The sequence below is a fragment of the Pumilibacter muris genome (genome assembly GCF_943193045.1).
Lineage (GTDB): Bacteria > Bacillota > Clostridia > Christensenellales > Pumilibacteraceae > Pumilibacter > Pumilibacter muris.
In genome coordinates this window covers 171891-194697 of record NZ_CALPCN010000003.1, presented here as the reverse complement: position 1 = coordinate 194697, position 22807 = coordinate 171891, and the positions used below count along the sequence as shown (strand labels likewise).

At 43.1% G+C, this 22807-nt stretch carries 25 protein-coding genes and 6 tRNA genes; 15 read left to right on the top strand and 16 right to left on the bottom strand.

Annotation, left to right across the window (positions count from 1 at the left end):
* Positions 1-69: 69 nt before the first annotated feature.
* Complete coding sequence (locus tag NFR62_RS05495) at positions 70-1140, bottom strand: radical SAM/SPASM domain-containing protein (RefSeq protein ID WP_251615480.1); 1071 nt, start codon at positions 1138-1140, stop codon at positions 70-72.
* 356 nt (positions 1141-1496) lie between these two features.
* Between NFR62_RS05495 and NFR62_RS05490 the strand changes: the two genes are divergently transcribed.
* Positions 1497-1745: a helix-turn-helix domain-containing protein gene (locus NFR62_RS05490; RefSeq protein ID WP_251615478.1), complete on the top strand. Its 249-nt coding sequence runs from the start codon at positions 1497-1499 to the stop codon at positions 1743-1745.
* A gap of 187 nt (positions 1746-1932) precedes the next feature.
* Here the strand turns inward: NFR62_RS05490 and rpsR are convergent, their stop codons facing one another.
* The 4 genes from rpsR to NFR62_RS05470 form a co-directional block, all read right to left on the bottom strand.
* The gene (gene rpsR / locus NFR62_RS05485; RefSeq protein WP_251615476.1) at positions 1933-2196 is read right to left on the bottom strand and encodes a 30S ribosomal protein S18; all 264 of its coding nucleotides are present in this window, start codon (positions 2194-2196) and stop codon (positions 1933-1935) included.
* A 76-nt stretch (positions 2197-2272) separates the two neighbouring features.
* Positions 2273-2698: a single-stranded DNA-binding protein gene (locus tag NFR62_RS05480; protein ID WP_251615474.1), complete on the bottom strand. Its 426-nt coding sequence runs from the start codon at positions 2696-2698 to the stop codon at positions 2273-2275.
* Positions 2699-2710: 12 nt separating this feature from the next.
* Positions 2711-2992, bottom strand: coding sequence for a 30S ribosomal protein S6 (gene rpsF, locus NFR62_RS05475; protein WP_251615471.1), 282 nt, complete (start codon positions 2990-2992; stop codon positions 2711-2713).
* A gap of 215 nt (positions 2993-3207) precedes the next feature.
* Positions 3208-4227, bottom strand: coding sequence for a zinc-dependent alcohol dehydrogenase (locus NFR62_RS05470; protein ID WP_251615468.1), 1020 nt, complete (start codon positions 4225-4227; stop codon positions 3208-3210).
* 323 nt (positions 4228-4550) lie between these two features.
* Between NFR62_RS05470 and NFR62_RS05465 the strand changes: the two genes are divergently transcribed.
* Both NFR62_RS05465 and NFR62_RS05460 read left to right on the top strand, forming a co-directional pair.
* Positions 4551-5063, top strand: coding sequence for a ferritin (locus tag NFR62_RS05465; RefSeq protein WP_251615465.1), 513 nt, complete (start codon positions 4551-4553; stop codon positions 5061-5063).
* Between the two features lie 161 nt (positions 5064-5224).
* Positions 5225-5314: transfer RNA gene (locus NFR62_RS05460), tRNA-Ser, on the top strand.
* A gap of 122 nt (positions 5315-5436) precedes the next feature.
* Here NFR62_RS05460 and NFR62_RS05455 read toward each other — a convergent pair.
* From NFR62_RS05455 to NFR62_RS05445, 3 genes are all read right to left on the bottom strand, one after another.
* Complete coding sequence (locus NFR62_RS05455) at positions 5437-6357, bottom strand: tyrosine-type recombinase/integrase (protein ID WP_251615462.1); 921 nt, start codon at positions 6355-6357, stop codon at positions 5437-5439.
* Positions 6354-6602 carry a hypothetical protein gene (locus NFR62_RS05450; RefSeq protein ID WP_251615459.1) on the bottom strand — a complete coding sequence of 83 codons (249 nt, stop codon included), beginning with the start codon at positions 6600-6602 and terminating at the stop codon, positions 6354-6356. The genes NFR62_RS05455 and NFR62_RS05450 overlap by 4 nt, the downstream gene beginning before the upstream one ends.
* A 521-nt stretch (positions 6603-7123) precedes the next feature.
* Positions 7124-7360, bottom strand: a complete 237-nt coding sequence (locus NFR62_RS05445; protein WP_251615448.1) for a hypothetical protein — start codon at positions 7358-7360, stop codon at positions 7124-7126.
* A gap of 167 nt (positions 7361-7527) precedes the next feature.
* Here NFR62_RS05445 and NFR62_RS05440 point away from each other — a divergent pair, with 167 nt between their 5' ends.
* The 3 genes from NFR62_RS05440 to NFR62_RS05430 all read left to right on the top strand — a co-directional run bounded on the left by NFR62_RS05440 (position 7528) and on the right by NFR62_RS05430 (position 9243).
* Positions 7528-7989 (top strand): helix-turn-helix transcriptional regulator, encoded by a 462-nt coding sequence (locus tag NFR62_RS05440; RefSeq protein WP_251615446.1) that lies wholly within the window; start codon positions 7528-7530, stop codon positions 7987-7989.
* A gap of 614 nt (positions 7990-8603) precedes the next feature.
* On the top strand, positions 8604-8771 hold the full coding sequence (locus NFR62_RS05435; protein WP_251615420.1) for a hypothetical protein: 168 nt from the start codon (positions 8604-8606) through the stop codon (positions 8769-8771).
* A gap of 40 nt (positions 8772-8811) precedes the next feature.
* Positions 8812-9243, top strand: a complete 432-nt coding sequence (locus tag NFR62_RS05430) for a hypothetical protein (protein WP_251615418.1) — start codon at positions 8812-8814, stop codon at positions 9241-9243.
* Between the two features lie 350 nt (positions 9244-9593).
* Here NFR62_RS05430 and NFR62_RS05420 read toward each other — a convergent pair whose 3' ends face one another.
* Entirely contained in the window at positions 9594-9887 is a 294-nt protein-coding gene (locus NFR62_RS05420) for a YdeI/OmpD-associated family protein (RefSeq protein WP_251615415.1), read from the bottom strand.
* Positions 9888-10054: 167 nt separating this feature from the next.
* Complete coding sequence (locus tag NFR62_RS05415; RefSeq protein WP_251615412.1) at positions 10055-10807, bottom strand: class I SAM-dependent methyltransferase; 753 nt, start codon at positions 10805-10807, stop codon at positions 10055-10057.
* 107 nt (positions 10808-10914) lie between these two features.
* Between NFR62_RS05415 and NFR62_RS05410 the strand changes: the two genes are divergently transcribed.
* A complete protein-coding gene (locus tag NFR62_RS05410) occupies positions 10915-12294 on the top strand; it encodes an MATE family efflux transporter (RefSeq protein ID WP_251615410.1) in 1380 nt (459 codons plus the stop codon).
* On the opposite strand, the gene NFR62_RS05405 is transcribed toward NFR62_RS05410, so the two are convergent.
* The 4 genes from NFR62_RS05405 to NFR62_RS05390 all read right to left on the bottom strand — a co-directional run bounded on the left by NFR62_RS05405 (position 12284) and on the right by NFR62_RS05390 (position 14490).
* A complete protein-coding gene (locus tag NFR62_RS05405) occupies positions 12284-12784 on the bottom strand; it encodes a hypothetical protein (protein WP_251615408.1) in 501 nt (166 codons plus the stop codon). The two genes, NFR62_RS05410 and NFR62_RS05405, sit on opposite strands and share 11 nt — an antisense overlap.
* A gap of 74 nt (positions 12785-12858) precedes the next feature.
* Complete coding sequence (locus NFR62_RS05400) at positions 12859-13575, bottom strand: SigB/SigF/SigG family RNA polymerase sigma factor (protein WP_251615405.1); 717 nt, start codon at positions 13573-13575, stop codon at positions 12859-12861.
* Positions 13576-13583: 8 nt separating this feature from the next.
* Positions 13584-14024, bottom strand: coding sequence for an anti-sigma F factor (gene spoIIAB, locus NFR62_RS05395; RefSeq protein ID WP_251615403.1), 441 nt, complete (start codon positions 14022-14024; stop codon positions 13584-13586).
* A gap of 70 nt (positions 14025-14094) precedes the next feature.
* Positions 14095-14490 carry an STAS domain-containing protein gene (locus NFR62_RS05390; protein WP_251615401.1) on the bottom strand — a complete coding sequence of 132 codons (396 nt, stop codon included), beginning with the start codon at positions 14488-14490 and terminating at the stop codon, positions 14095-14097.
* A gap of 282 nt (positions 14491-14772) precedes the next feature.
* Here NFR62_RS05390 and NFR62_RS05385 point away from each other — a divergent pair.
* The 8 genes from NFR62_RS05385 (at position 14773) to NFR62_RS05350 (ending at position 18674) form a co-directional block, all read left to right on the top strand.
* Positions 14773-14849, top strand: a tRNA-Ile gene (locus NFR62_RS05385).
* Between the two features lie 23 nt (positions 14850-14872).
* Positions 14873-14949 (top strand) — tRNA-Asp (locus NFR62_RS05380).
* 7 nt (positions 14950-14956) lie between these two features.
* A tRNA-Phe gene (locus tag NFR62_RS05375) sits at positions 14957-15032 on the top strand.
* Positions 15033-15060: 28 nt separating this feature from the next.
* Positions 15061-15136: transfer RNA gene (locus NFR62_RS05370), tRNA-Thr, on the top strand.
* A 38-nt stretch (positions 15137-15174) separates the two neighbouring features.
* A tRNA-Tyr gene (locus NFR62_RS05365) sits at positions 15175-15259 on the top strand.
* A 300-nt stretch (positions 15260-15559) separates the two neighbouring features.
* Positions 15560-16039 carry a cysteine hydrolase family protein gene (locus NFR62_RS05360; protein WP_251615399.1) on the top strand — a complete coding sequence of 160 codons (480 nt, stop codon included), beginning with the start codon at positions 15560-15562 and terminating at the stop codon, positions 16037-16039.
* Positions 16040-16171: 132 nt separating this feature from the next.
* Complete coding sequence (locus NFR62_RS05355) at positions 16172-17269, top strand: InlB B-repeat-containing protein (RefSeq protein ID WP_251615396.1); 1098 nt, start codon at positions 16172-16174, stop codon at positions 17267-17269.
* A 253-nt stretch (positions 17270-17522) separates the two neighbouring features.
* A complete protein-coding gene (locus tag NFR62_RS05350) occupies positions 17523-18674 on the top strand; it encodes an FprA family A-type flavoprotein (protein WP_251615393.1) in 1152 nt (383 codons plus the stop codon).
* Positions 18675-18736: 62 nt separating this feature from the next.
* Here the strand turns inward: NFR62_RS05350 and NFR62_RS05345 are convergent, their stop codons facing one another.
* Both NFR62_RS05345 and NFR62_RS05340 read right to left on the bottom strand, forming a co-directional pair.
* Positions 18737-20905, bottom strand: coding sequence for a ComEC/Rec2 family competence protein (locus NFR62_RS05345; RefSeq protein WP_251615390.1), 2169 nt, complete (start codon positions 20903-20905; stop codon positions 18737-18739).
* Between the two features lie 180 nt (positions 20906-21085).
* Positions 21086-22780, bottom strand: coding sequence for a glycoside hydrolase family 13 protein (locus NFR62_RS05340; protein WP_251615385.1), 1695 nt, complete (start codon positions 22778-22780; stop codon positions 21086-21088).
* Between the last annotated feature and the right edge of the window lie 27 nt (positions 22781-22807).

The following is a 22807-nucleotide window of genomic DNA, read 5'->3' as shown; positions in this document are numbered from 1 at the left end:
ATAGCACACAAAACAGGAGTTCCGTTGAACGAGACCGTTCCATATATAAACTATAATGATAACCATTTGCTATTTCAGTATTTTAAATATAGCGTCTATGGTTTCTTGGCTCAATTCAGTTTGATGCAAAATTCCCCGTTCTATCCTGTGAGCAACAAAATAAGCATTAGCTCTCAAAATGATTTTGAATAAGCGACACATATCTAAGTCTTTTTTGTAAATATCTCCGGTAGCAACATAATTAGCTCCGTAGCAATTTGGACAAATATTAAAATAATCGCATGTATAGCACTCGCCCCACCTCTCGGTATCGGGATTTTCATAAAAAGTGATTTCTCCTAATTTTAGCGCTTTATCGCCTGCAGAAATCGGCATAAAAAAATGACACGGATACACATTCCCTTCAACGTCATAAGTACGCATTTCTATACCTGCGCCACAGTATCGAGATTTTTCTCGAGTCTGAATTCTTTCAATAGAACAACTTAACATACTGCAAGGTTTGATAATTGGATTTTTTAAATAAAAATCAATTAAGTCCATAAGCTGACTTTCCAACTCTTGTTCGTTAACAGAATTAGACCAATCGATATCATACGCAAGATTACAATTTACGTTAAAACCTTTTCTATGACAAAAAATAACGTTTTCACATAATTTTTTTAACGTATTTTCCGCTATCGTCATTTTAACGTCTTGACCTGGATATGTTTTAGCAAAAAAATCAAGGTCTATTTTATCGAATGAATTTGACCTGTTCAAATTATGAGAATCTTTTGTGCCATCGAGACTCAAACCGCACCATATATATCCAATATTCTGTTCCAACCACTTTTGTATATCGCCATGCACCAACGTACCGTTGGTCGACACGAAAAAAACAAACTTTTTTGTGTATGCGCTTGTCTTAATGTACTCAACAAGTTTTCGCATAGTTTCAAAGGCAAAGAATGGCTCTCCACCGAAAAAATCGATTTCCAACTCATTCATGCCATCATCGACTTGAAACTCGTAATCCAAAATTTCTTTCGCTCGCTCAAATGAAATGCTTCTTACATTCTTATGTTTTTCATAGCAATATGTACACTGTAAATTACATTGTTCCGTAAGAGTGATTGTTACGCATTTCTTGTCAAGCATACTACCTCACCACGCTGGTACCATAACAACCGCCCATACAACCGCCGTCACAAGCTCCTTTACACATATTCACACAATTTCCTAAACATCCTCCCTCGCATGTAGAACAATATGCGGAAATTTGGATTCCTGCAGGTTGCGGCTGCAATTTTTGTCTTAAAGTCGTTAGCTTTTCTTTTAAACTTTTTGAAATTTGAAACATTTTCGATACTCCTTTTATTTTCATTATAGGACTATACATAATCCCATCAGTATTATTATATCTTATTTAGGATGATATGTCAACCAAAAGAATGACATATCATCCCATGTTTTTAACTTTTGTACATTAAAATATTAGTATTGGGGTACTAGCAATGAAAACTTTAAACGAAATGGTGATTGACCGTATAAACTTTTATTTAGGCAAAACACACATTTCACAATATATGTTGGCTGAATTAAGCGGCATTCCATATCCCACAATTAAGAGCATCATGCAACGACGCACAAAGGGAATAACGCTAAAAACCTTAATTATGCTTGCACGTGGATTTGGGATAAGCATAAGCGAGTTTTTAAGCGACGAGTACTTTCACTATGATGAACTGGATTTGGAAAGCTGATTCAATACAAAAAGGCTATCGAAATAACGGCAGTAAACTTTTTTATTTTAACTGTTAGAGGCAAATAAAAGAAAAAAACCTTGTAATCATACAAGGTCTTTCAAAATGTTACACAAATTTTGCGCTCAACTATTCGACAAAAGTTTTTATACTCTTGGGAACGATTAAACTTTTCCTCTCGGAAAAATTATTCCGCCTTAAAAGGCAGAAGCGCCATTATGCGCGCGCGCTTGATTGCCACCGAAAGAGCGCGTTGATGCTCGGCGCACATTCCGCTTGTTCTGCGGGGAATGATTTTGCCTTTTTCGGTGATATAGCGTTTAAGCTTGGCAACGTCTTTATAATCGATTTCTTCGGCTTTTTCAACGCAGAAAGCGCACACCTTTTTCTTGGGGGCGCGCCGAACGCGTTTTTGTTTTTCTTCGCCGTTCTCCACTTTTTTCTGCTCCATTTTCAATATAACTCCTAATCAATTTTTTTCGAAAGCGTATATTTTAGGCGTTAAAACGCCCGAACGCTCTCTCGAATCAGAAAGGCAGACCGTCGTCTTCCACAGGCTTTAATTCGCTTGTGAGCTTTTTGGGCGCAGCCGCTCTTTCTTCGCGCGGGGCACCGTAATTTCCGCCGCCCTCGCTCTGTCCGCCGCCTATAAACTCGACGTCGTCAGCCACCACTTCGGTGGAATAACGCTTGTTGCCGTCTTTATCGTCGTAACTGCGGGTTTGAATTTGACCGCAAACGGCAACTTTGCGACCTTTGGCAAGATACTTTCCGCAATTTTCCGCCAAACCGCGCCAAGCCACTATATTTATAAAATCGGCTTCGCGTTCGCCGTTGGCGTTCGAGTAGTTGCGGTTCACCGCAATAGAAAACCTACACATCGATATGCCCGACTGCGTTTGAGTAAGTTCGGGGTCGCGGGTTAAATTTCCTACCAAAATACACTTGTTCATCTTGCGTACTCCTTATTTGCGTACCGTCATGTAGCGTATAACTTCGTCGCTAATCTTCATTTGCCGCTCGATTTCCTGCGGTAAGTCGGATTTAGCCGTGAAATTCATAAGCACATAATAGCCGTCATTCTTGCCGTCGATTTCATAAGCGAAGCGCTTGTTGCCCCACTTATTCACGCTTTCCACTTCGCCGCCGTTGGCAGTTACCAAAGCGCTGTATTTCTCGATTTGGGCTTCTTTAACAGCCTCGTCGAGGTTGGACGCGAGAATGTACAGAATTTCGTACTTGTTCATGCTATTTCGCACCTCCTTTCGGTCTTTGACCCTCGCCGCGCGAGAGTAAGGATAAGGCTCGGAAAATAACCGAGCCTAAACAGTATATCATAATTAAAAACAAACCGCAACCGATTTTCACCATTTTGCGAAAACATTTTCTTTTATTGCGACTGCCCGCCCCTTTTTAGTTTTACCGCCAAAATTTTATTAAGGGGCGTCGCATTTAAAAAACTTTACGGCTTTACAACCGCTTTAATAAACCTGTCTCTGTTTTCAACGTGTTCGCGCACGCATTTTTCAACGTCGGCAAACTTTATTTCGCAACTAACGAGTTTGCTCACGTCTACCGTGCGGGTGGCGAGCAAGTTTATTGCGGCAGGGAACATTCGCGCGCCGTTGTTCACACCCATAACTTTCAACTGCTTATTCAAAATGCTCGCGAAACTTCCCGAAAGTTCGTCGGCAATATCCGAGCAACCCACCAAAGCAACTCTGCCGCCGTTCGTGGCATATTCGAGGCTACGCCCGAAAGCCATGTGCGAAGTTGTTACGAAAGCCACCGTTTCCGCCATCTTTCCGCCCGTGAGCGAGAATATCTTTTTCATTGGGTCGGCTTCAACGCTGTTCACCGTGTAGTAAACTCCGAGACTTTCTGCAAGCGAAAGCATTTCGGCATCGGTATCAACAAGTATGGGCACCGCTTGGTAATATATGGCCACTTGCGCGAGTATTATTCCGAGCGCGTTTGCGCCAACTATAACTATATGCTCGCCCTTATCGAGCCCCAACTTGCTTACGGTGTTAATCGAAAGCGCTATGTGCTCTATAAAAACGGCGTCGCTGTCTTGCACGCGGTCGGGCAAAACGTACAGCATATTTGCGGGCACAACCGAAAAATCGCTCATAAAGCCGTTGTCGTTCACTCCGTAGCACAGCATTTTTTCGCATTCGTCGCTTTTACCCGACTTACACGGCGCGCACGTTTTGCAACAAACGAACGGGTCGGCGGCAACGCGGTTTCCCCTGCTAAGCCCCGTAACGTTTTCGCCCGTTTCCACAACAAGCCCCACACACTGTCTGCCCATTATGAGCGGCGACGACGAAAGCGGCATTTTGCCCTCGTACATTAAAACGTCGGTTATGCTAATGCCGCAAGCCAAAGTTTTAAGCTTAACGCAGTCGGGTCCCACGTTTTGAACGGGCAACTCGTCGAGCGTGAGCTTTTCTTTGTCGTGCAATCTCCATGCTTTCATAAATTCCTCTCGTAGCCGCGTCGCAAACAGCGTTAAACGGCAAACTGTCTTAATATTTATATTACCTAACGGAACGCCTTTTAAGCCGCCGTAAAATAACGTTTTTCAAAATTCGACAAAAAAATTTTGAACGCCGTTTCTTCCTTTATTTTTGCGTTTGAAACATTATAGCACATATTTTTCGATTTGGCAAGGATAGAAACGCAATTTGCCGAGCAAGCCGATTTTGCAAAAAAAACGCATTCTTCCATTTTTTGAAAATCGGTTGACAAGCCGCTTCGTAAGGTGTTAAAATTTCAGCATAAGAAAACGGAGGAAAATTTATGTTAAACGAAAAAGTAAAAAAACTGCTTAACGAACAAGTAAACAAAGAACTGTATTCCGCGTATTTGTATCTCGACTTTTCAAACTATTTCGAATCGCGCGGATTAAACGGTTTTGCCAACTGGTATTACGTTCAGGCGCAGGAAGAAAGAGACCATGCTATGCTGTTATACCGCTACTTGCACAAAAACAACGAAAAGGTTGCGTTGGAAGCAATCGCGCAGCCCGACAAAAAACTTGATTCCGACATGGGCGTTTTGAAAGCGGGCTTGGAACATGAAATATATGTTACCTCGCTTATAAACGACATTTATTCCGCCGCGCAATCGGCAAAAGACTACCGCACAATGCAGCTTCTCGATTGGTTTGTTAAAGAACAAAGCGAAGAAGAGGATAACGCCAACAATCTTATTGCCAAAATGGAATTGTTCGGTTCCACCCCCAACGGACTATATATGCTTAACAACGAGCTTGCCGCTCGCGTATACGCCGCCCCGTCGCTGGTAGTGTAAATTAAAAGTTTTTATTTGTAATCTATAATTAAAAATGCGCTTTGCGGAAGTTTTTCTCCCTTAGCGCATTTTCTTTTAAAGTCCGCGTAAAACAGTTGACAAAAATTCTTTTTTTCTATATCCTTATTAGGCAATGCAATCTTTGTAGAGCACTCGCACTTGGAGAGGTGGTTGAGTGGTCGAAGGCACACGCTTGGAAAGCGTGCGTACGCTAAAACGTACCGCGGGTTCGAATCCCGCCCTCTCCGCCAAATAATGCAAAAATACCCTATGAGTAACCACTCAAAGGGTATTTTTCTATATATTTTCAAATAATCATGCCCACTTAGGTTATAAATCGGGGCGCACGCTACGAACACACTTTTGGACAAATTTATTCCGAAATTTTAGTTATTTCTTCTAACTCAAATTGCGTGGTTATGTGACTGTAAATATCGGCGGTAGTATCATATTTTGAATGTCCTAACCATTTTTGAACAGTTTTCATTGCAATGCCTTTTTCAAGACAACGTGTAGCAAAAGTATGCCGCAAATCATGTATGGTAAAGTCGGAAAACGGCAAGTGGCTGCGTATGCGCTCAAAGTTTTTACGTACTTTGCCCACCGTGTACGGAAACAACCGTTCTCCCGTTCTCGGTATAGATTGTAACAAATTTTCCAATGGAGTATATAACGGGAAAGTCCGAACGGCGTTTTTTGTTTTCGTACCGCGAATATGTAAATATCCGTCTTGAATATCCGACCACTTAACCGTCAATGCTTCGGCTCTACGACAACCAGTCAGCAAATAAAAGCGATAAAGCGATTCCAATTCATTACCGACTATTACTGAAAGAAAAAGCGATTGCTCACTATTTGTCAAAGCTCGCCCGTTCTGATATTGATGCTTAACAGTATCCACATTCGACATTGGATTTTCGGCAATATATCCGAGCTTAACAGCTTTGGCAAATGATTGGTTATATATGCTCCAAACTATTTGCCGCATACGCTCGCTTTTAACCGCGTTCAACGCACATGTTATATCATCACTTGTAACGGCTTGCAAAGGCTTATCCTCAAAATTACGCTTTATATGCTTCTCTATACTCAATCCCATTTTATAGCCTTTATCCGAAAGTGTAGAAGCCTTATACAACACAAACCACTCATCAATCCACGAAAACAAAGTATAGACACATGAAGAAGCACAAGGTGCAAGCGCACCTTGACCACCCTTTACCACTAAGGCAATAAGTAAATCAACCTTTTGCGATAAATCTTTAATTTTGTCTTGCATTTCCTCAATAGTCAATTTTTTACTTCCTCTGTATATTTTTTATATTCCTCGTAAAATTCGCCCCAAACATAACCCCAAGCCGCCCGAAAAGTAGGAAAACACTGTACATAAATTCGCCAGGGCATAACCGCAACAAATTCGTAATGATTTTTTGATGTTCGACGAATACCCGCACTTTTGCCGAATACATCAAACAAGAACGAAGAACTATCAATACGTTTTGCTCCGTAATAGTAGCTATCAAAATTAGTGTTTTTCATTTTTTTGTTTTCCTTTTTCTTTTCCCTTTTTGTGGGATTTTTTTTTACACTTTTACACAGTGCCCTTTGGGTAATACTAACGCGCACACGCGCGCACGCGCGCGAGGCGCCCAAAGGGCACTGCGCGGTGTTCGCTGACGCTCACACCAACGGCACGACGCAAGCGGCGGGCTACGCACCGTCCGCATGCGTCCGTCACACAACCGTTTCACAGGGCGTTCGCAATGCTTCCGCCCGTCGGTCTTGCGGGGGGATAAGTGGACAACCCACGTCGCATAGTCCGAACCCATAGGAGTTCGTTGGGTTGCCCACTAATCCACCGCACTGTTGTCCGTTTAGGGAACCCCACCCTAAACGGATTGATTTCACTTCTCTTGCCTACACTCCGTTACGGCGCTCCATATCGCCCCGCAAGCGGGGCGTGGGTGGCGGGGTTGGTTTTGGGTTTTCGCTTTGCAAAGAGTTTTGCCACCTCTTTGCATTTTTCGCCCGCATTTGCCCCTTGTAGCGTCATTTCCGCACTATTCGGATAATTTAGAATCTATCCCCCAAAAGTCCGAAATGCGCTTACACAAACCGCCTAAGCGGTTTGCCATTGCGTTTCCGATAAAACACAACAATGCAAGCCGCTTTTGTGTATCCTTACTTACATTCTCACTCACAAGCAGTTGTCCTAAATCCTCAACGAACACTTCTTGCGTCTCTTGCAGTTCTGCAACTTCTAATTGCAAATCGTTTACTAAATCCCACATATCCATTTTTGCGCTACTCCCTTACACAATCTAATATCGCATTTTGCGATATTGCTTATATAATAAACCATTGCTTTGCAAATGTCAACAATTTTATCGCATTTTGCGATAAAATGTATTTGGACACAATTTTTCTTGCAATTTATCGCAAAATGGTTTATAATTAAAACATAATGATTGATGATGTTTTTATGAATCGTTTGCGCTTTCTCAGAAAAAAGCACAAACTAACACAACATGACCTCGCAAAATTACTACATACTACACAAAACACAATAAGTAATTGGGAGTCTGGAAGACAAGAGCCATCATACGAAAAACTAATCACTTTAAGCAGACTTTTTCACATACCGATAGAATATTTATTCGGAGAGGACAAAAAGACACAAATACATCTACGCGAAATTGCGCCAAGAGTAATTGAAGAAACCCAAATGCATGGAAGTGATTATTCCAAAAATTGCTTAAAAAGCACATTAGAAGAATATAACACAACCAAAGAACACTACGAGCAAAATAAAAACAACGAAACTCTAATTTCATTCACAATAGCAAAAATACATTTAGAAAACCTCTTGTTTGCCCTTGCCTCTGATGAACTCTTGTCACTTGACGCCGAATATTATGAAGATTAAAAAACCGTATCACGCCGATACGGTTTTCTTTTATCCCCTATCATTCCAAGTCGGAACAATCATTTTCCAGACATCTGGAATAAATCCCACGCAATGGGAAATATGTCCCGATTATAGGGATAATACATATTTATGCTTGGAAAGCGTGCGTACGCTAAAACGTACCGCGGGTTCGAATCCCGCCCTCTCCGCCAAGTGAAACCTAAATCGAACATCTCGGTTTAGGTTTTTTCTTTGCCTTTTCGGTTTTGCATAACGTAGCGTAAACGGCGGTAAAAAGACGGTGCGAATAACACTCTGAGAAGAATGCGCCGTAATAAAAAGCAGAAAGTGCGGCGGTGTAAAAAAATACGGCGAACACGGAAAGCCTGCGCGTGTCGCCGTATTTTAGCCGCCGCCTTGCTTTTTAGGCGGTTTCTTGGTTTGTTTGGTTGGTTTTGTCGCGGGTGCTTGACGGCGAGCGTAAACGAGCCGCTTGTTTATTCAAGCACCCACCACAGTGCCATAAGTCCATTTTTACGCTGTCATATAGTTGAAAAATACTGTCGTTTATGCTATAATTTATTTGCTCATATAGAGCGATAAACAGTAATTTACAAGTGAGGCGAGAAATTATGAACACCGAAATTCAGGTTGCTATTGATAAATTTAAAGAGGTAAAAGATATATTAAAAAAATTTGATAGCAAAGATGAGGCAATAGAGTATCTGGTCAATGAAACAAAATTATCAAAAGAAGAATGTTCTACTGCATACGACATTATTATTAAAATTGAAAATTAAATTTCAATTTAACGGAGAAAAATTATTTTGGGCGAATGTTATGGGGTGGTTTAATTATTACGGACTTACCGTTATGGCGGTTATTATGATACCGAATATCATTTATGCCGTAAAACATAAAAACGGCGAAAGCACTTATCACAATAAAGCGGTTGAACTTTTAGAACAAATAGGCAGATACGGCTGTTTTGCATTTATGATTTTCAATATTCCGCACACGTATTTTAACTTTTGGTTTAATTATACGCTAATAGTATATTTGGCTGTAATAGGCAGTTTATGCTTGTCATATTTGATATTTTGGGCAATATGTTGGAATAGAAACGATAAATTAAAAGCGTTTTCGCTTTCGATAATTCCGTCTTGCATATTCTTATTCGGCGGCATTGTTTTGGCAAGTATTCCGCTGATATTCTTTTCCGTTCTTTTTGCCGTGTGCCACATTTTTATAAGTTACAAAAATTCGTTTTAGGTTACTACCGCTCCGCCAAGAGAAATAATACGAACCGCTTTTTAAAAATGGGTGCGTTTTATTTTTTTTCTAATGGATATTTGGATGTTGGATTGCAATGTAATATTCAAATTAGCAACTTACGAGTCATACTATGAGAAATAAAAAATACGCTATTTGTGATGAATGCGGCAGTAAATTCCTTAAATCAAGTTCAATGATGGAATCTTTATGCCCGGAATGTGCAAGTATAATATATGGTTATCCGAATTGTAGCCATATTTTTAAGGATGGCAGATGCATTCATTGTTATTGGGACGGTAGTCGAAGCGATTATATAAAACATTGTTTAGTCGAAAATGACAAAGACCCTAATAATTAAGTAGTCGCCCGTTGTCGTTCCATTCGCCGTACATTATACCCCTCTTTGTGTTTTCAATAAATTTTTGTAAACGACTTTGAAAAAGCTCGGATTGTTTTTTCTTGATTTGTATCGTGTCGATTCCAACACGCCGATATAATTGCGGGAAACTCAAAAAATTGTTCCATACTACCGCGTCAGTCTGTAATGCGTTAAAAATTTCATTGTCAATAACAAAACCGGACGGCGACATATCCGGCAAAACGGCGCGCCCCGCGTCAGTCATAAGCCCCAACTTTTCCATTCTTCGACAGCGCTCTTTATTCAGCTCCAACCATAAAGAGTTCTTTTTGCGCGGGGTTAATCTTTGCGCGGTTACGCCGCCACAGTGCAATTCGTCTCGATTTTTTCATTTAACAATTTTTTAGGTTACTCTAAGCAGAATTTAACTAAACGGCGCAATTCAGTCAATTATATCGCGCCGAAATACACTTCCGTTTTATTCGGAACGGCTAAAACGCCGTCGATAGAAAATTCATCGAACAAGTCGTTTAACGCCTGCAAACATTCTCCGTAGCGTTCGTTAGCTGAGCAAAGCGAATAAGAACTCGACAAACTTCTTTGAATAAATTTTTCCCTGTTATACAAAAGCGGATTAGCGAACTCGGCATAAGTAAAATCGTTGCCGAAAAACGAACGTATTCTTTCGTCGTTTTCTTTTATGCCGCCGCTAAAACCTTTGAAAGACGGACAAAAACGCTTGAATATTACTTCTTGCCTGCGGTTTGTTTCGCTTTCGGCGTCGCGCGTATTCCAAATTAAAAATACTTTACCGCCGGGTTTTAATATGCGCGAACATTCCTTTTTAAACGGCATAACGTTAAACCAGTGGAAAGCTTGAGCGACGGTAACGAAATCAACCGAACCGCTTTCCAGCGTAGTATTTTCGTCAGTTCCGTTTATTGAATAAAACTTTTCAAAGCGACTCAAATCATCTTCCGCTCTTTTGCGCATATCGTCGTTAGGTTCCACGCCGTAAACAACGCTTCCCCTTTCCAACATCTGTTTTGCGAATATGCCCGTTCCCGAACCTATATCCGCTATCGCCGAACCCGAACAAAAACCTTGCTCACCGTAAAGCATGTTTATTAAACCGCTCGCGTAAGAAGGTCTGCCCGCCGAATATTCGTTCGCTTTATTGCTGAATTTGTTTACGTTACTCATAAGATTTAATCTAACATAATTTAAAGAATTTGTCAATCCGCAGAAAAGCGATTGAATTTTTTATTAGTCCGTGATATAATATTCTAACTATGAATTCCGCCGAACGATTGGAAAAAGAAAAAATACTGCCGTTGGTTTTTAAACTTACGGTACCTGCCGTTGTCGCGCAACTTATAACGTTCTTATATAATATCGTAGACAGAATGTATGTTGCGAAAATAGACGACGTGGGCATGGACGCGTTGGCGGCGCTCGGAATTGTGCTACCCATAACGCTTATTATTCAAGCATTTTCAAACCTTATAGGGTTGGGCGGAGCACCGCGAGCAAGCATGAAACTCGGAGAAAACGAAAAAGCGGAAGCAGATAAAATATTTAACACTTCGTTCGTTTTGCTACTGCTTACGGGTTTAATAATTAGCGTCGCAACGTTTTTCTCGGCAAGACAAATAGTCGTGCTTTTCGGGTGTCCTGAAAGCGCAGTCGATTTTGCGGAATCTTATTTAAAAATATACTCGGCGGGAACCGTTTTCGTACTTTTGGCGCAAGGTCTTAATCCGTTTATAACAGCGCAAGGACATTCGCTTACAGCAATGTTTTCAGTTCTTATAGGCGCGCTCGCCAACATTGCGTTAGACCCTCTGTTTATTTTCGCACTCGATATGGGCGTGAAAGGTGCGAGCCTTGCAACCGTGCTTTCTCAATTCCTGTCGTTCTTATGGATTACAGTATTCTTTTTTTCAAAAAAAAGCTTTTTCAAACTTCGAATAAAAGATATGAAGTCGAACGGCAAACGAATATTCGCAATCGTCTCTTTGGGCTTCTCCCCTTTTATTATGACGCTCACCGAATGCGCCATTCAAATTGTGTTTAACATAAATCTTAAACGCTCAACAGGCGGAAACAAAGACTATACAGCCGCGCTCACCATTATGCTGAGCGCTTTGCAACTCATTTCCCTGCCGCTTAACGGGCTGGGCTACGGCATGCAACCGTTCGTTAGCTACAACTACGGCAAAGGCAACGCCGACAGATTAAAGCAAGGCGTAAAGTGCGTAACCGTGATTGCGTTTATTTTCGCCGCAGTTATGTGGTCGGCGTCTATGGCGTTTCCGCAAGCCTACTCGTTTTTGTTTTCGGCGAGCGAAAGCGTGCGGATAATCGTTAAAAAATATTCGCCGCTTTTCCTTATGGGCTCAATAATGTTTTTTGTGCAAATGACGTTGCAAAACGTGAACGTGGCTTTAGGAAGAGCAAAGTCGGCGCTCTTTCTTGCCGTGCTGCGCAAAGTGATTATACTCATTCCTCTGTGCTTTGCCCTCACCCGTTTTCTCGGATTTAAAGGAGTTTATCTGTCGGAAGGAATAGCCGACTTTGCGGCGGGAATAATAACCGCCGCAGTTCTGTTCTCAACATTTCCCAAAGTGTTCAGAAAGCGCGAGCAAGAAGTTAAAGAACACGAAGAAAACAATTTCGTTACAGAGTAAAATTAGGCAACTCTTTGTCTTTATATCCCTCGCGCACATAAACTGTGCCGCCCATATTCATAAGTATATTTTCCGAGACCGTTAAAATCGAATACCAATCCGACTTATCGGAATGTTGATTGTCGTTATCCTTATATTCGATTGAATCGTAAAAACAAGCAATTCCTTCCTTATCTTTATCGCAATAAGTGTATTTGAATTTTATAATGTATGAAGAAATGTTATAAGTGGTATTACCTCCGCCGGTATAAGAATAAGATTTGTTAAAATAATCATATTCTCCCGTTCCGTTTGAATAAAAAGTGTAAGAAACTTGCAAAGATGTACTTGGCGAAGAATCGTCATCAAGCCTTACATATTTTTCTTTCATTTTCAAAGAACTGTATGTGCGCAAAGTATCCGAGCCGCCCGAATTGCAACCGAGCATACAAAAAGCCGCCAACACGGACATAACGAGCACCGTAACGGCGGCAAACAACCTCTTTTTCATAATCCACCTCTTGTAAAATTATTATGTTTTAATTATACAAGAAGCGCAACTCCGTTGTCAAATATTTTCGTGTCTTACGAAAATCCTCGTTTGAGCTTTTCGAGAATTTTGTTTTCAAGCCGCGAAATCTGCACTTGCGAAACGTTTAGAACGCGCGCAACCTCGCTTTGGGTTTTGTCGCGGTAGTATCTTAAAAGTATTATTTTTTTCTCGCGCTCGTCAAGGCTTTGAATAGCGTCTTTAAGCACAATTCTATCGAGGTTGTCCTCAACCGTTTCTTTCGACGCGAGTTTATCCATTAGCGTGCGGTTGTGCTCGTCGTCCGTCTTATCGTATAGCGACACAGGGAACTTTGCCGAATCGAGCACGAACACCGCTTCTTGCGCCTCTATTCCGAATTCTTCGGCAATAGTTTCTATGCTCGGGCTATCGCCGTTTTTGTTTTTGTATTCCTCTATATAATAGTTTATTTTAGACGCAAGCGACTTAACCGAACGCGAAACCTTTATATATCCGTCGTCGCGTAAAAAGCGCTTTACTTCGCCCGCTATCATGGGAACGGCATAGGTCGAGAATTTTACTCCGAAGGCATCGGAAAAATTGCGGATTGCTTTTAAAAAACCTATGCAACCGAGTTGATATAAATCTTCGTAGTCCACTCCCTTGTTGCGGTAACGGCGAATAACGCTTTTTATAAGCGGCGAATTTTGCTCTATAAGCTCCGTTTTCGCTTCGTTATTGCCGTCCTGCGCCTTTGAAATCAATTCTTGAGTTACGCTCTGTTCCAGCAAATTCCGTGTCACTCCGTAGTTTTTTCGGCTCCGTCGAGGTTTTTACTCATTTTCACCACAACTCCGCGCGGAACGTTAGGCTCTACCGAAAGAGAATCCATGAACGACTCCATAACCGTAAAGCCCATTCCCGAACGCTCTTCGTCGGGTTTAGTGGTGAAAAACGGCGTGCGCGCTTTTTCTATGTTTTCTATTCCCACGCCGCAGTCTTTAACCTCGATATGTACCGTGTTGCCGCTACGTTCGACGTATATTTCCACCTCTCCTTCGCCGCTTCCGTTATATCCGTGAACTATGCTGTTAGTAACGGCTTCCGAAACCGCCGTTTTCACGTCGGCGAGTTTATCTACCGTAGGGTTTGCGTCAACGCAAAAAGCGGCTACCGCGCTACGCGCGAACGCCTCGTTCGAACTGATTGCCTTTATTTTCAAACGCATGTAATTGTCCATAAATTATTCCGAAACCTCCTAACGCTTAGCTCCCCGCCGCACAACCGTTTGCGGCGCCGAGCTTTCGAACTCATCCGATTTTTGGCATTATTTCGTAAATTCCCGAAAGCGACAACAACTTATCAACAACCGTTTGCGGCGACGACAGCAACAGCGGTATTCCTTTCGCTTTCAGCACCTTGTATCTGCCTATGAGCATACCTATGCCCGTAGAATCCATAAACGACACGCCCGCGAGGTCGAGCACAACTCTTGCTATTCCCGCCGCATCGAAAAGCTCGTCGAGGCGAACGCGCAGCGGCGCGGCGCAACTTTCGTCGAGCTCGCCGCAAATCGACACATAAAGCGTGTTGTTCGCAATTTTATGAGCGACTTTCATTTTGTTCATACCTCCGTGAACGGTTATTTGCGCCAAACGTTTGACGCCGTGCCGCAAATTCCGCTTTCTCTTTTTGCGTAAAACCATTGTATCAAAAACCGCCGCAACGATTTTGTCGATAATGGCGCTAAACAGGCTAATTTTGTCGGCTACGCTTTTATACTCTCACAATACCTGCGCAAAACAAAAAAGCGTCGTCCCCATTGCGCCGCGCAAACCCGATTAAATATTTTTTGCACTTTTTTCCGAAAACAGAGTTTTTTTTCTTGACAGAAAAGCCGATTTGTAGTATAGTAAACAAGTCAGTTTTTGCAAGAGCGTTTTTGCGTGCGCAAGCATAAAAAAACTATAACGCAAAACCGAGCTTTAGGGCCTTTAGCTCAGTTGGTCAGAGCAGTCGGCTCATAACCGACCTGTCCGGGGTTCAAGTCCCTGAAGGCCCACCACTTTCCCTATTTTTCATAAATTTGGCCTGGTAGTTCAGTTGGTTAGAACGCTAGCCTGTCACGCTAGAGGTCGAGGGTTCAAGTCCCTTCCAGGTCGCCATTTTTATGCCTCGATAGCTCAGTCGGTAGAGCAGAGGACTGAAAATCCTCGTGTCGATGGTTCAATTCCGTCTCGAGGCACCATTAAAAGGATTAAATCCTTTTTTTGTATGCCGGAGTAGCTCAATCGGTAGAGCAACTGACTTGTAATCAGTAGGTTGAAGGTTCAAGTCCCTTCTCCGGCTCCAACGACATAAAAGTGTGAATTAAAACACTCGAATATTACGGACGGGTTCCCGAGTGGCCAAAGGGAGCAGACTGTAAATCTGCCAGCTCAGCTTTCGGTGGTTCGAATCCACCCCCGTCCACCAGTCCAAACCTAAAACGAACCGCTTAACATAGCGGTTCGTTTGTTTCTTTATTTTGCCCGAAAGCACACTCAAACTTTGCTCTTGCAGAATACGGTTTCGTCTTATTTTTCGTTTCTGTTTTTTCTTTTATGTCTTATGCTTGAAAAAGAATTAGCTTTTGATATTTATTTTTGAAAAAATCAAAACAACATTTTTCCGTCGTATAAATTCAACAGCGTTATTTTCTTGAAAATACGCGACGTTTATGGTATAATGAATTTGTTTAATAAACGATAAAAAAACATAAAGAGAGGTAACCGAATGCAAGATAAAGCGTTGATTGTAATCGACATTCAAAACGATATAACCAAAAACTACAAAGAAATAATCGGCAATATAAATGCCGCTATCGATTGGGCTGTTAATAACAATATTCATGTTGTATATATCAAACACAATAACTTATCGGCAGGCACAAGAACTTTCAAGCCGAATACTCGCGGAGCGGAATTAGTGCCCGATATGAAAATAGCGTCAAATAACATATTCGTTAAAAGCAAAGGCAATGCGTTAACAAGCGAAGAATTTGCCGCTTTCGTAAGCGAGAACAATATTAAAGAATTTTATGTGGCGGGCGCCGACGCCGTAGCATGCGTTAAATCCACTTGCTACAATATGACAAAGAACGGCTATATAGTGCATGTGCTATCCGACTGCGTTACAAGCTACGATAAAAAGAAAATCCCCGAAATGATAGACTATTATAAGCGCAACGGCTGCCTCATCGAAACGCTAAGTTAGTCAAATTATAACAAGCCCCACCCTGCCTATCCGTCTTTGCTTTGTAATCGCGGTTCGTTTTTTCCGTCCTCTTGACAAAAAACAATATATATGCTAAGCTATATATACTGCAAATTTAGGAGTATAAATATAATGAAGAGTATCAAAAGATTTTTGATTTTACTTGTTTTTTGCATGTGTTCTTTTTCGTTTTTTACGGGTTGCTTAAACACCGAGTCAAGTTCGGACAAAACGACGCCGAACATAGCGTACACCTTTGCGCAAGTTAATTATCATTACGAATATGACGTGGCAATAGAACACTATTATCAAGAAAAGTATTCTATTGTGAAAGGCGAAACTTATAATATCGAAAAATTCTATACCCCGCCCGAAAAACCCGGTTATACTTTTATGGGCTACACGCTTGAAGAAGGCGGCGCAGGCGAAGTGATAAGTCTTCCGTTCCCCATCACGGGAGAGGGCGGCGCAGGCAAAGTCTACAATCTTTACGCCAAATACGAACCCATTTCTTACAACGTAGTGTATCACCTGAACGGCGGAATTAACAATCCCGATAATCCCGAGAGAGCCAACGGCAAAGTAATTTTGAAAGACCCGACTAAAAACGGCGACTATGTGTTTTTGGGTTGGTACGAGGACGAAAGCTTTACAACTCCGATAAAGACTCTTTCGCTCAAGTTAGACGCGGACGACACTACAATCCACTGCCATGCGAAATGGGGAAAAACCTGCAATATTTCATATTCGGTAGACGTTACGAACACAACGACTTCGCACATTAAAATCCACGAAGACAATACGAAAACTTCTTTTACGTCAAACGGCGCAACCGACACAACTCTAACTCTTTACCACAACAGATACGCAGGTTATTTGTTTTTAGGCTGGACATACGAAGGGCAAGCGGAACCTACGCGCGGCGAAAACCTTACTAAAATTACCGTTCCGAAAGAATTCGAACACGATTTGAACTTGGTTGCCCACTACGCTTACGCCACGAATTTATACAACAATCCCGATATAACCACCGAAACGGTAGGCGCAACATGCACAATGACCGTTTCAAGCAATGTTAACGAAATTATTATAGCCGACAGCCCCGATTACAATATTATTAAAGCTAATATTGTAATTAAATATCGCGGCGACGAAAAACCTAAAATCTTATACTACGGCGATTTCAATATCACGTTCGAAAAAATCACCGACGAAGAAATAACCGAATAGCAAGTTAAAAGCTCGATTGCGACAACGCGTTCGAGCTTTTATTTTAGTTGTACGGTTTGCGGCACTCAATTTTCGGCGCATACGCTTGTATGTTTTTATAAATTATGTTATACTTATAGAAACTATTTCGGCAAATATTTAATCGCTCATTTAAATGCAAATAGCGCCGCTCTATACAAAACGGTTGACTTGAACGACAAGCGGTTGTTATAATACAAGCGAAAATTTACAATACTATACAGAGGTGAACTCAATGGAAAATATTTCGGAAAGCATTAAGTACGTCGGCGTAAACGACAAAACAATAGACTTGTTCGAAGGGCAATATGTTGTGCCCAACGGAATGTCTTATAATTCTTATATATTGTTCGACGAAAAAATTACGGTGTTCGACACCGTAGATAAACGCAAAACCGACGAATGGCTTTCGAAAGTGGCAGCCGCACTCGGTAAAAAAGTGCCGCACTACCTCATTGTGTCGCACATGGAGCCGGACCACTCGGCAAGCTTAACGGCTTTTTTGAAAAAATATCCCGATGTAACCGTAGTGGGCAACGAAAAAACGTTTACGATAGCCGAGCGATTTTTCGGCGACGTTATAAAAAACAAGCTCTCGGTGAAAGACGGCGAAGAACTGCCTATCGGAAAGCACACTCTTAAATTCATATTCGCGCCTATGGTGCATTGGCCCGAAGTTATGCTCTCTTACGAAACCACCGAAAAAGTGTTGTTTTCCGCCGACGCTTTCGGAAAATTCGGAGCCTTAGACGTAAACGAAGACTGGACAAGCGAAGCACGGCGCTATTACATGAACATAGTGGGCAAATACGGCGCGCCCGTTCAAACGGTGCTCAAAAAGGCTTCCGCACTCGATATTAAAACGATTTGCCCGTTGCACGGTCCCGTTCTCAACGAAAATCTCGAATATTATTTGGGCAAATACGACATTTGGAGCTCTTATGCCGCCGAAGACAGCGGCGTTATGATTGCGTATGCTTCTATTTACGGTAACACCGCCGAAGCCGCCGAAAAACTTGCCGACATTTTGCGCGGCAAAGGCGTTAAAGTGGAAACCGCAGACCTAACGCGCGACGACATGCCGCAAGCCGTTGCGAACGCTTTCCGCTACGATAAGCTCGCGGTTGCATGCTCGACATACGACGGTTGGCTCTTCCCCGTTATGGAACATTTCTTAAACCGCATAAAAAGCAAAAACTATCAAAACCGCAAAGTGGCGCTAATAGAAAACGGCAGTTGGGCGCCGGTAGCAAACAAAGTTATGCGTTCGATATTCGAAACCATGAAAAATATAACTTTTACCGAAAAATCCGTTACCGTAAATTCGGCGGTAAACGAGCAAACAATTTCGGAACTTACGGCGCTTGCCGACGAATTGAGCAAATAACTCTCACACAACGTAATAAAAAATCACGCAAGCCGCAACGGATAAACGCCGACGTTGCGGCTTTATTTTTTGCTTATCACAGTTCCCGACGAAAGCCCGAACGCGAACGAGCCGAGTTCGGCTGTAGAAAATTGATGCGCGGGTTCTTCGCCGAAATAGCCGCGCGGCAAATTAGTTAAATAAATTCTTTCGGAATACGCGTTCGAATAGGCGAAACAGCGTATAATTGCAGCCGAATCGAGAGTTTCGGGCGACAAAGCGGTATACCTCGAAGAGTAGCTCACCGCAAGAAGCGCAGCGCCCGTTTCCGAAGTGTAAATATATCCCGCATGGCGAGAGCCAACCGAAACGGGAGCAAAACTTTGCAACGGGCTTTCTTCCCATGCGTAAAAATTTTTGTACTTCCCCATTGCGGCAAGTCCGTCGGGCTCCACGCAATCGAGCGGACACAGCACCTTTTGCACAGAATATTTTCTCATAAGCTCGCTCACCGACTCGCCCGCTTCTTCCGTTAAGCGGTTTAACAGAATAGCTTCTATCTTTAAAATTCCGTATTTTTCAAGTGTGCGCGAAAGCGCCGACGGATTTTTAACGTCGCCGACAACAAACGCCTTTTCGGTTAGAATCACCGTTGTAACTTCGCCGTAAGAGTTTACCGCCAAAACCGAGTTTCTCAGCTTTCGGGGCACTTGCAGAGCCACTGCCGACGGCAGAAAAACGGACGAGAGCACCAACGCGAAAACGCACAACGACACCGTGCGTTTCAGCTTGGGAAGCATAAAAAACTTACTCGCAACGAACATTGCGGGATAAGCCGCAAACACGGCTTTGTTCGGCACGGTGTTCAACGAGGCGAAAGGCAAATTAGCCGCAAAGCCCACCAAAATGTCCGTAACGGCGAGTCCCATTCCGCACACGCGCAACAACACGTCGGTTTTAAACAAAATACTAATCGGCGTTATAAATAAAAAGAGTGCGAAAATCACCGATAAAAGAGGCACGGCGAGCAGGTTGAAAAGCACCGAATAAGTTTGAATGGCGCCGAAGAAATATGCCGACACGGGAAGCGTTCCTATTTGAGCCGATACCGTTGCCGCAAGCGGAGCCGCCGCAAATTTGGGCAGCTTTATTTTGCGCAAAATTTTGGTGAAAGTGCCCGCAAACAGAACAAGTCCAAATACCGCCGAAAAACTCATTAAAAAGCCTACCTCGCCGAGCAAAAACGGCTCCGCCGCGAGTATTAAAGAATACGCGAACCCAAGCGAACAAAGCGCGTCTTTTCTTTGCCCGTTCACAAGCGTGGCAAGCGCTACGGCGCACATAATAACCGCGCGAACAACCGATGCCGAAAAACCTACGAACGCGGCGTAAAAGCTAAGCGCCGCCACAACGGATATGACGCGCGCAAGTCGCGGAACTCTTAGCTTTCTCAGCAAAAATTCGAACATGCCCGCAATTAACCCCACATGAAGCCCCGACACCGCGAGCACATGTCCTATTCCCGCAAGAGTGAACATATCCGACGCGGTGGAATCGAGTTCGCTCTTGTCGCCCGTTAGCATACAATATGCAACAGAACCGTATTTATAGCCGCACGCCGAACGCAAACGGTTATAAATCGTCGCTCGCATTCTAACGAAAAGCCCCGCTTTGCCCGCTACGCTCACAGCGTCGGAATATTCGGCATACAACTTGTAACGCAAATTTTTTCTGTATGCCGAGCCGTTTATTTCGGCGTCGGAAACAAGTTCTACGGCGCGCAGTTTGCCGCGAACAGAAAACGACGCGCCGAGCGGCAAGCTGTCGGCGGGAACATCGTCCTCTTCGAAAAACACTTGCACTTTGCCGTTCGTTTTCTTTCCGTCTATCTTCACAGCCGTTAGAGTTAAGCTTTCAACAGTTCCGTGTTTAGAGACAACCGCGTCTATTTCGCCGTCGACTTCGTATTGCGCGTTCGCATCGGGCACGAACGAATTATAAGAGAAAAGTCTAATCGTATAAGTCGCAGTCGTAACAACCGAAAGAACGAATGCGAAAACGAGCGCCGCAAGCAACTTCTTTTTAGAAGTTTTCACGCTTACGACACCCGCAATAATATAAGCCGCCAACATGAACAAGCCGATAATAAGAGCGGCACCGACGCTTTTTCCGCCGAGCGCGAGAATAAGTATAACCGCCGTTTCACTCGCCGCCGCAAGCACGGTTGCGCGCACGTTCACGACCCGACGCATACTTTATCAACTCCTTTTCACGGTTTAAAACTCGGCGATTTGCCGCCGAACGCCACGCGCCTTTCGCCCTTTTCCGCAATTTTTCGCGCCGAAAAGACAAAATTCGCCATATTCAACTTATTTATTTTATATCTTTTTGTAAGATAATGTCAACCGATTTCCACTTTCGTGGGGAACTCGTTATACGCAATATTCAATAACGAATCCGTCGGGCAAAAGCTCGCCGCAAGAATAATTGTTGCCGAGCAAAACCTTGCCTTCGGCGCAGTAAACCTGCTGTTTTTCCGAGTTGTTTATTACCAACCGCAACACGCCTTTTTCCATACGTTCGAGAACAAACAGTTCCCCGCGAGAATAAAACGAAATTTCTCCGTGCGAAACTTCCGCAAGCGAACGCAGCGAAGCAAAGCTTGCGAGCGAAGCTCTTATATCGGGAGCCGCCGAGTCGCTCCAATCCATTGTGCGACGGCAGTCGGGGTCGTAGCCGCCTTCGGCGCAAACTTCGGTGCCGTAATAAACGCAAGGCGCGCCCGTATGCAAATATATTAGCGCCAAAGCGCACAACAGTTTGTTTTTATTCTTATTCAACAGCGTGTAAAATCTGTGAGTGTCGTGGCTATCCAAAAGATTGAGCATCATTGCGTTTGCTTGCTTTGTGTTGCGCAAATACAATCCGCTCAACCTGTTCGCAAATTCCTCTGCCGAAAGTGCGCCGCTAACAAAATAGTCCATACACGCCTTTGTGAGCGCATAGTTCATTATGCCGTCGAATTTATCGCCGCGAAGATGCGCGGAAGCGTCGTGCCAGTTCTCGCCCAAAATGACGCAATCGGGGTTCTCGAATTTGATTGTCTTTCTAAACTCGTGCCAAAAATCGTTCGCAACTTCGTCGGACACATCAAGACGCCAACCGTCGATTTTAAATTCTTTTAGCCAATATGTTGCCACTCCGAGCAAAAATTTTTGCACTTCCGGATTAGAAGCGTTGAACTTAGGCATGTATCGACAAAATCCGAAGCACTCGTAGTTGTCGCGTTGCTCGTTTATCTTATCCCCTTTTATTATAAACCACTCGAAATACGGCGACTCCTTGCCGCGCGCGAGCACGTCTTGAAACTGCGCAAGGTTTTCGCTGCAATGGTTGAAAACCGCGTCGAGCACTATTTTCATACCGCGAGCGTGCGCCTCGCAAACAAGCTTGCGCAGAGTTTCTTTATCGCCGAAACAGCCGTCTATTTCAAAATAGTCGCTTATGTCGTATTTGTGGTTTGAAACGGATTTAAAAACAGGCGTAAGGTAAACGGCGTTTATTCCCAAAGATTTCAGATAATCGAGTTTAGCCGTTATTCCCTTTAAATCGCCGCCCGCAAAGCTTTTTGGGTTGGGTATTTCGCCCCATTTAAGATTTATGTAGTCGGCGTTCTTTTTCAGGTCGCCGCGATAAAATCTGTCTACGAAAATTTCGTAAAACACGGCGGTGCGAAGCCACGACACAACGGGCATAACGTCGGCGGAATTTATGTAAGGCAACTGAAAGGCATCGTATGCCGAAAGAGCGTAATCGTAAGTTTCGGTAAGTCCCGCTTCCGAAAAATAGTATATTTTGCCTCCGTAACTCAGCTCGAAGATATACAATAAGCGCACGTCGTCGAGTGCGAGACTTACGGCGTAATAATCGAATTTGCCGTCGGTGAAACGCTTTTTCATTGCTGTGCGCGACTGCTTTTTGTAGTATTCGTATTTGCAACCGTAAATTAAAGTTATGGCGTCGAATTTATCTTGCGCGCTTGCGCGGAACGTAAGCTCAACGGTGTTGCAATCCGACGCATAGCTGTACTGACTGTTTTGCAAGTGCAAAAGCGCTTGTTCGTTCATTTCGCCTCCAAATTATTGACAATAAAA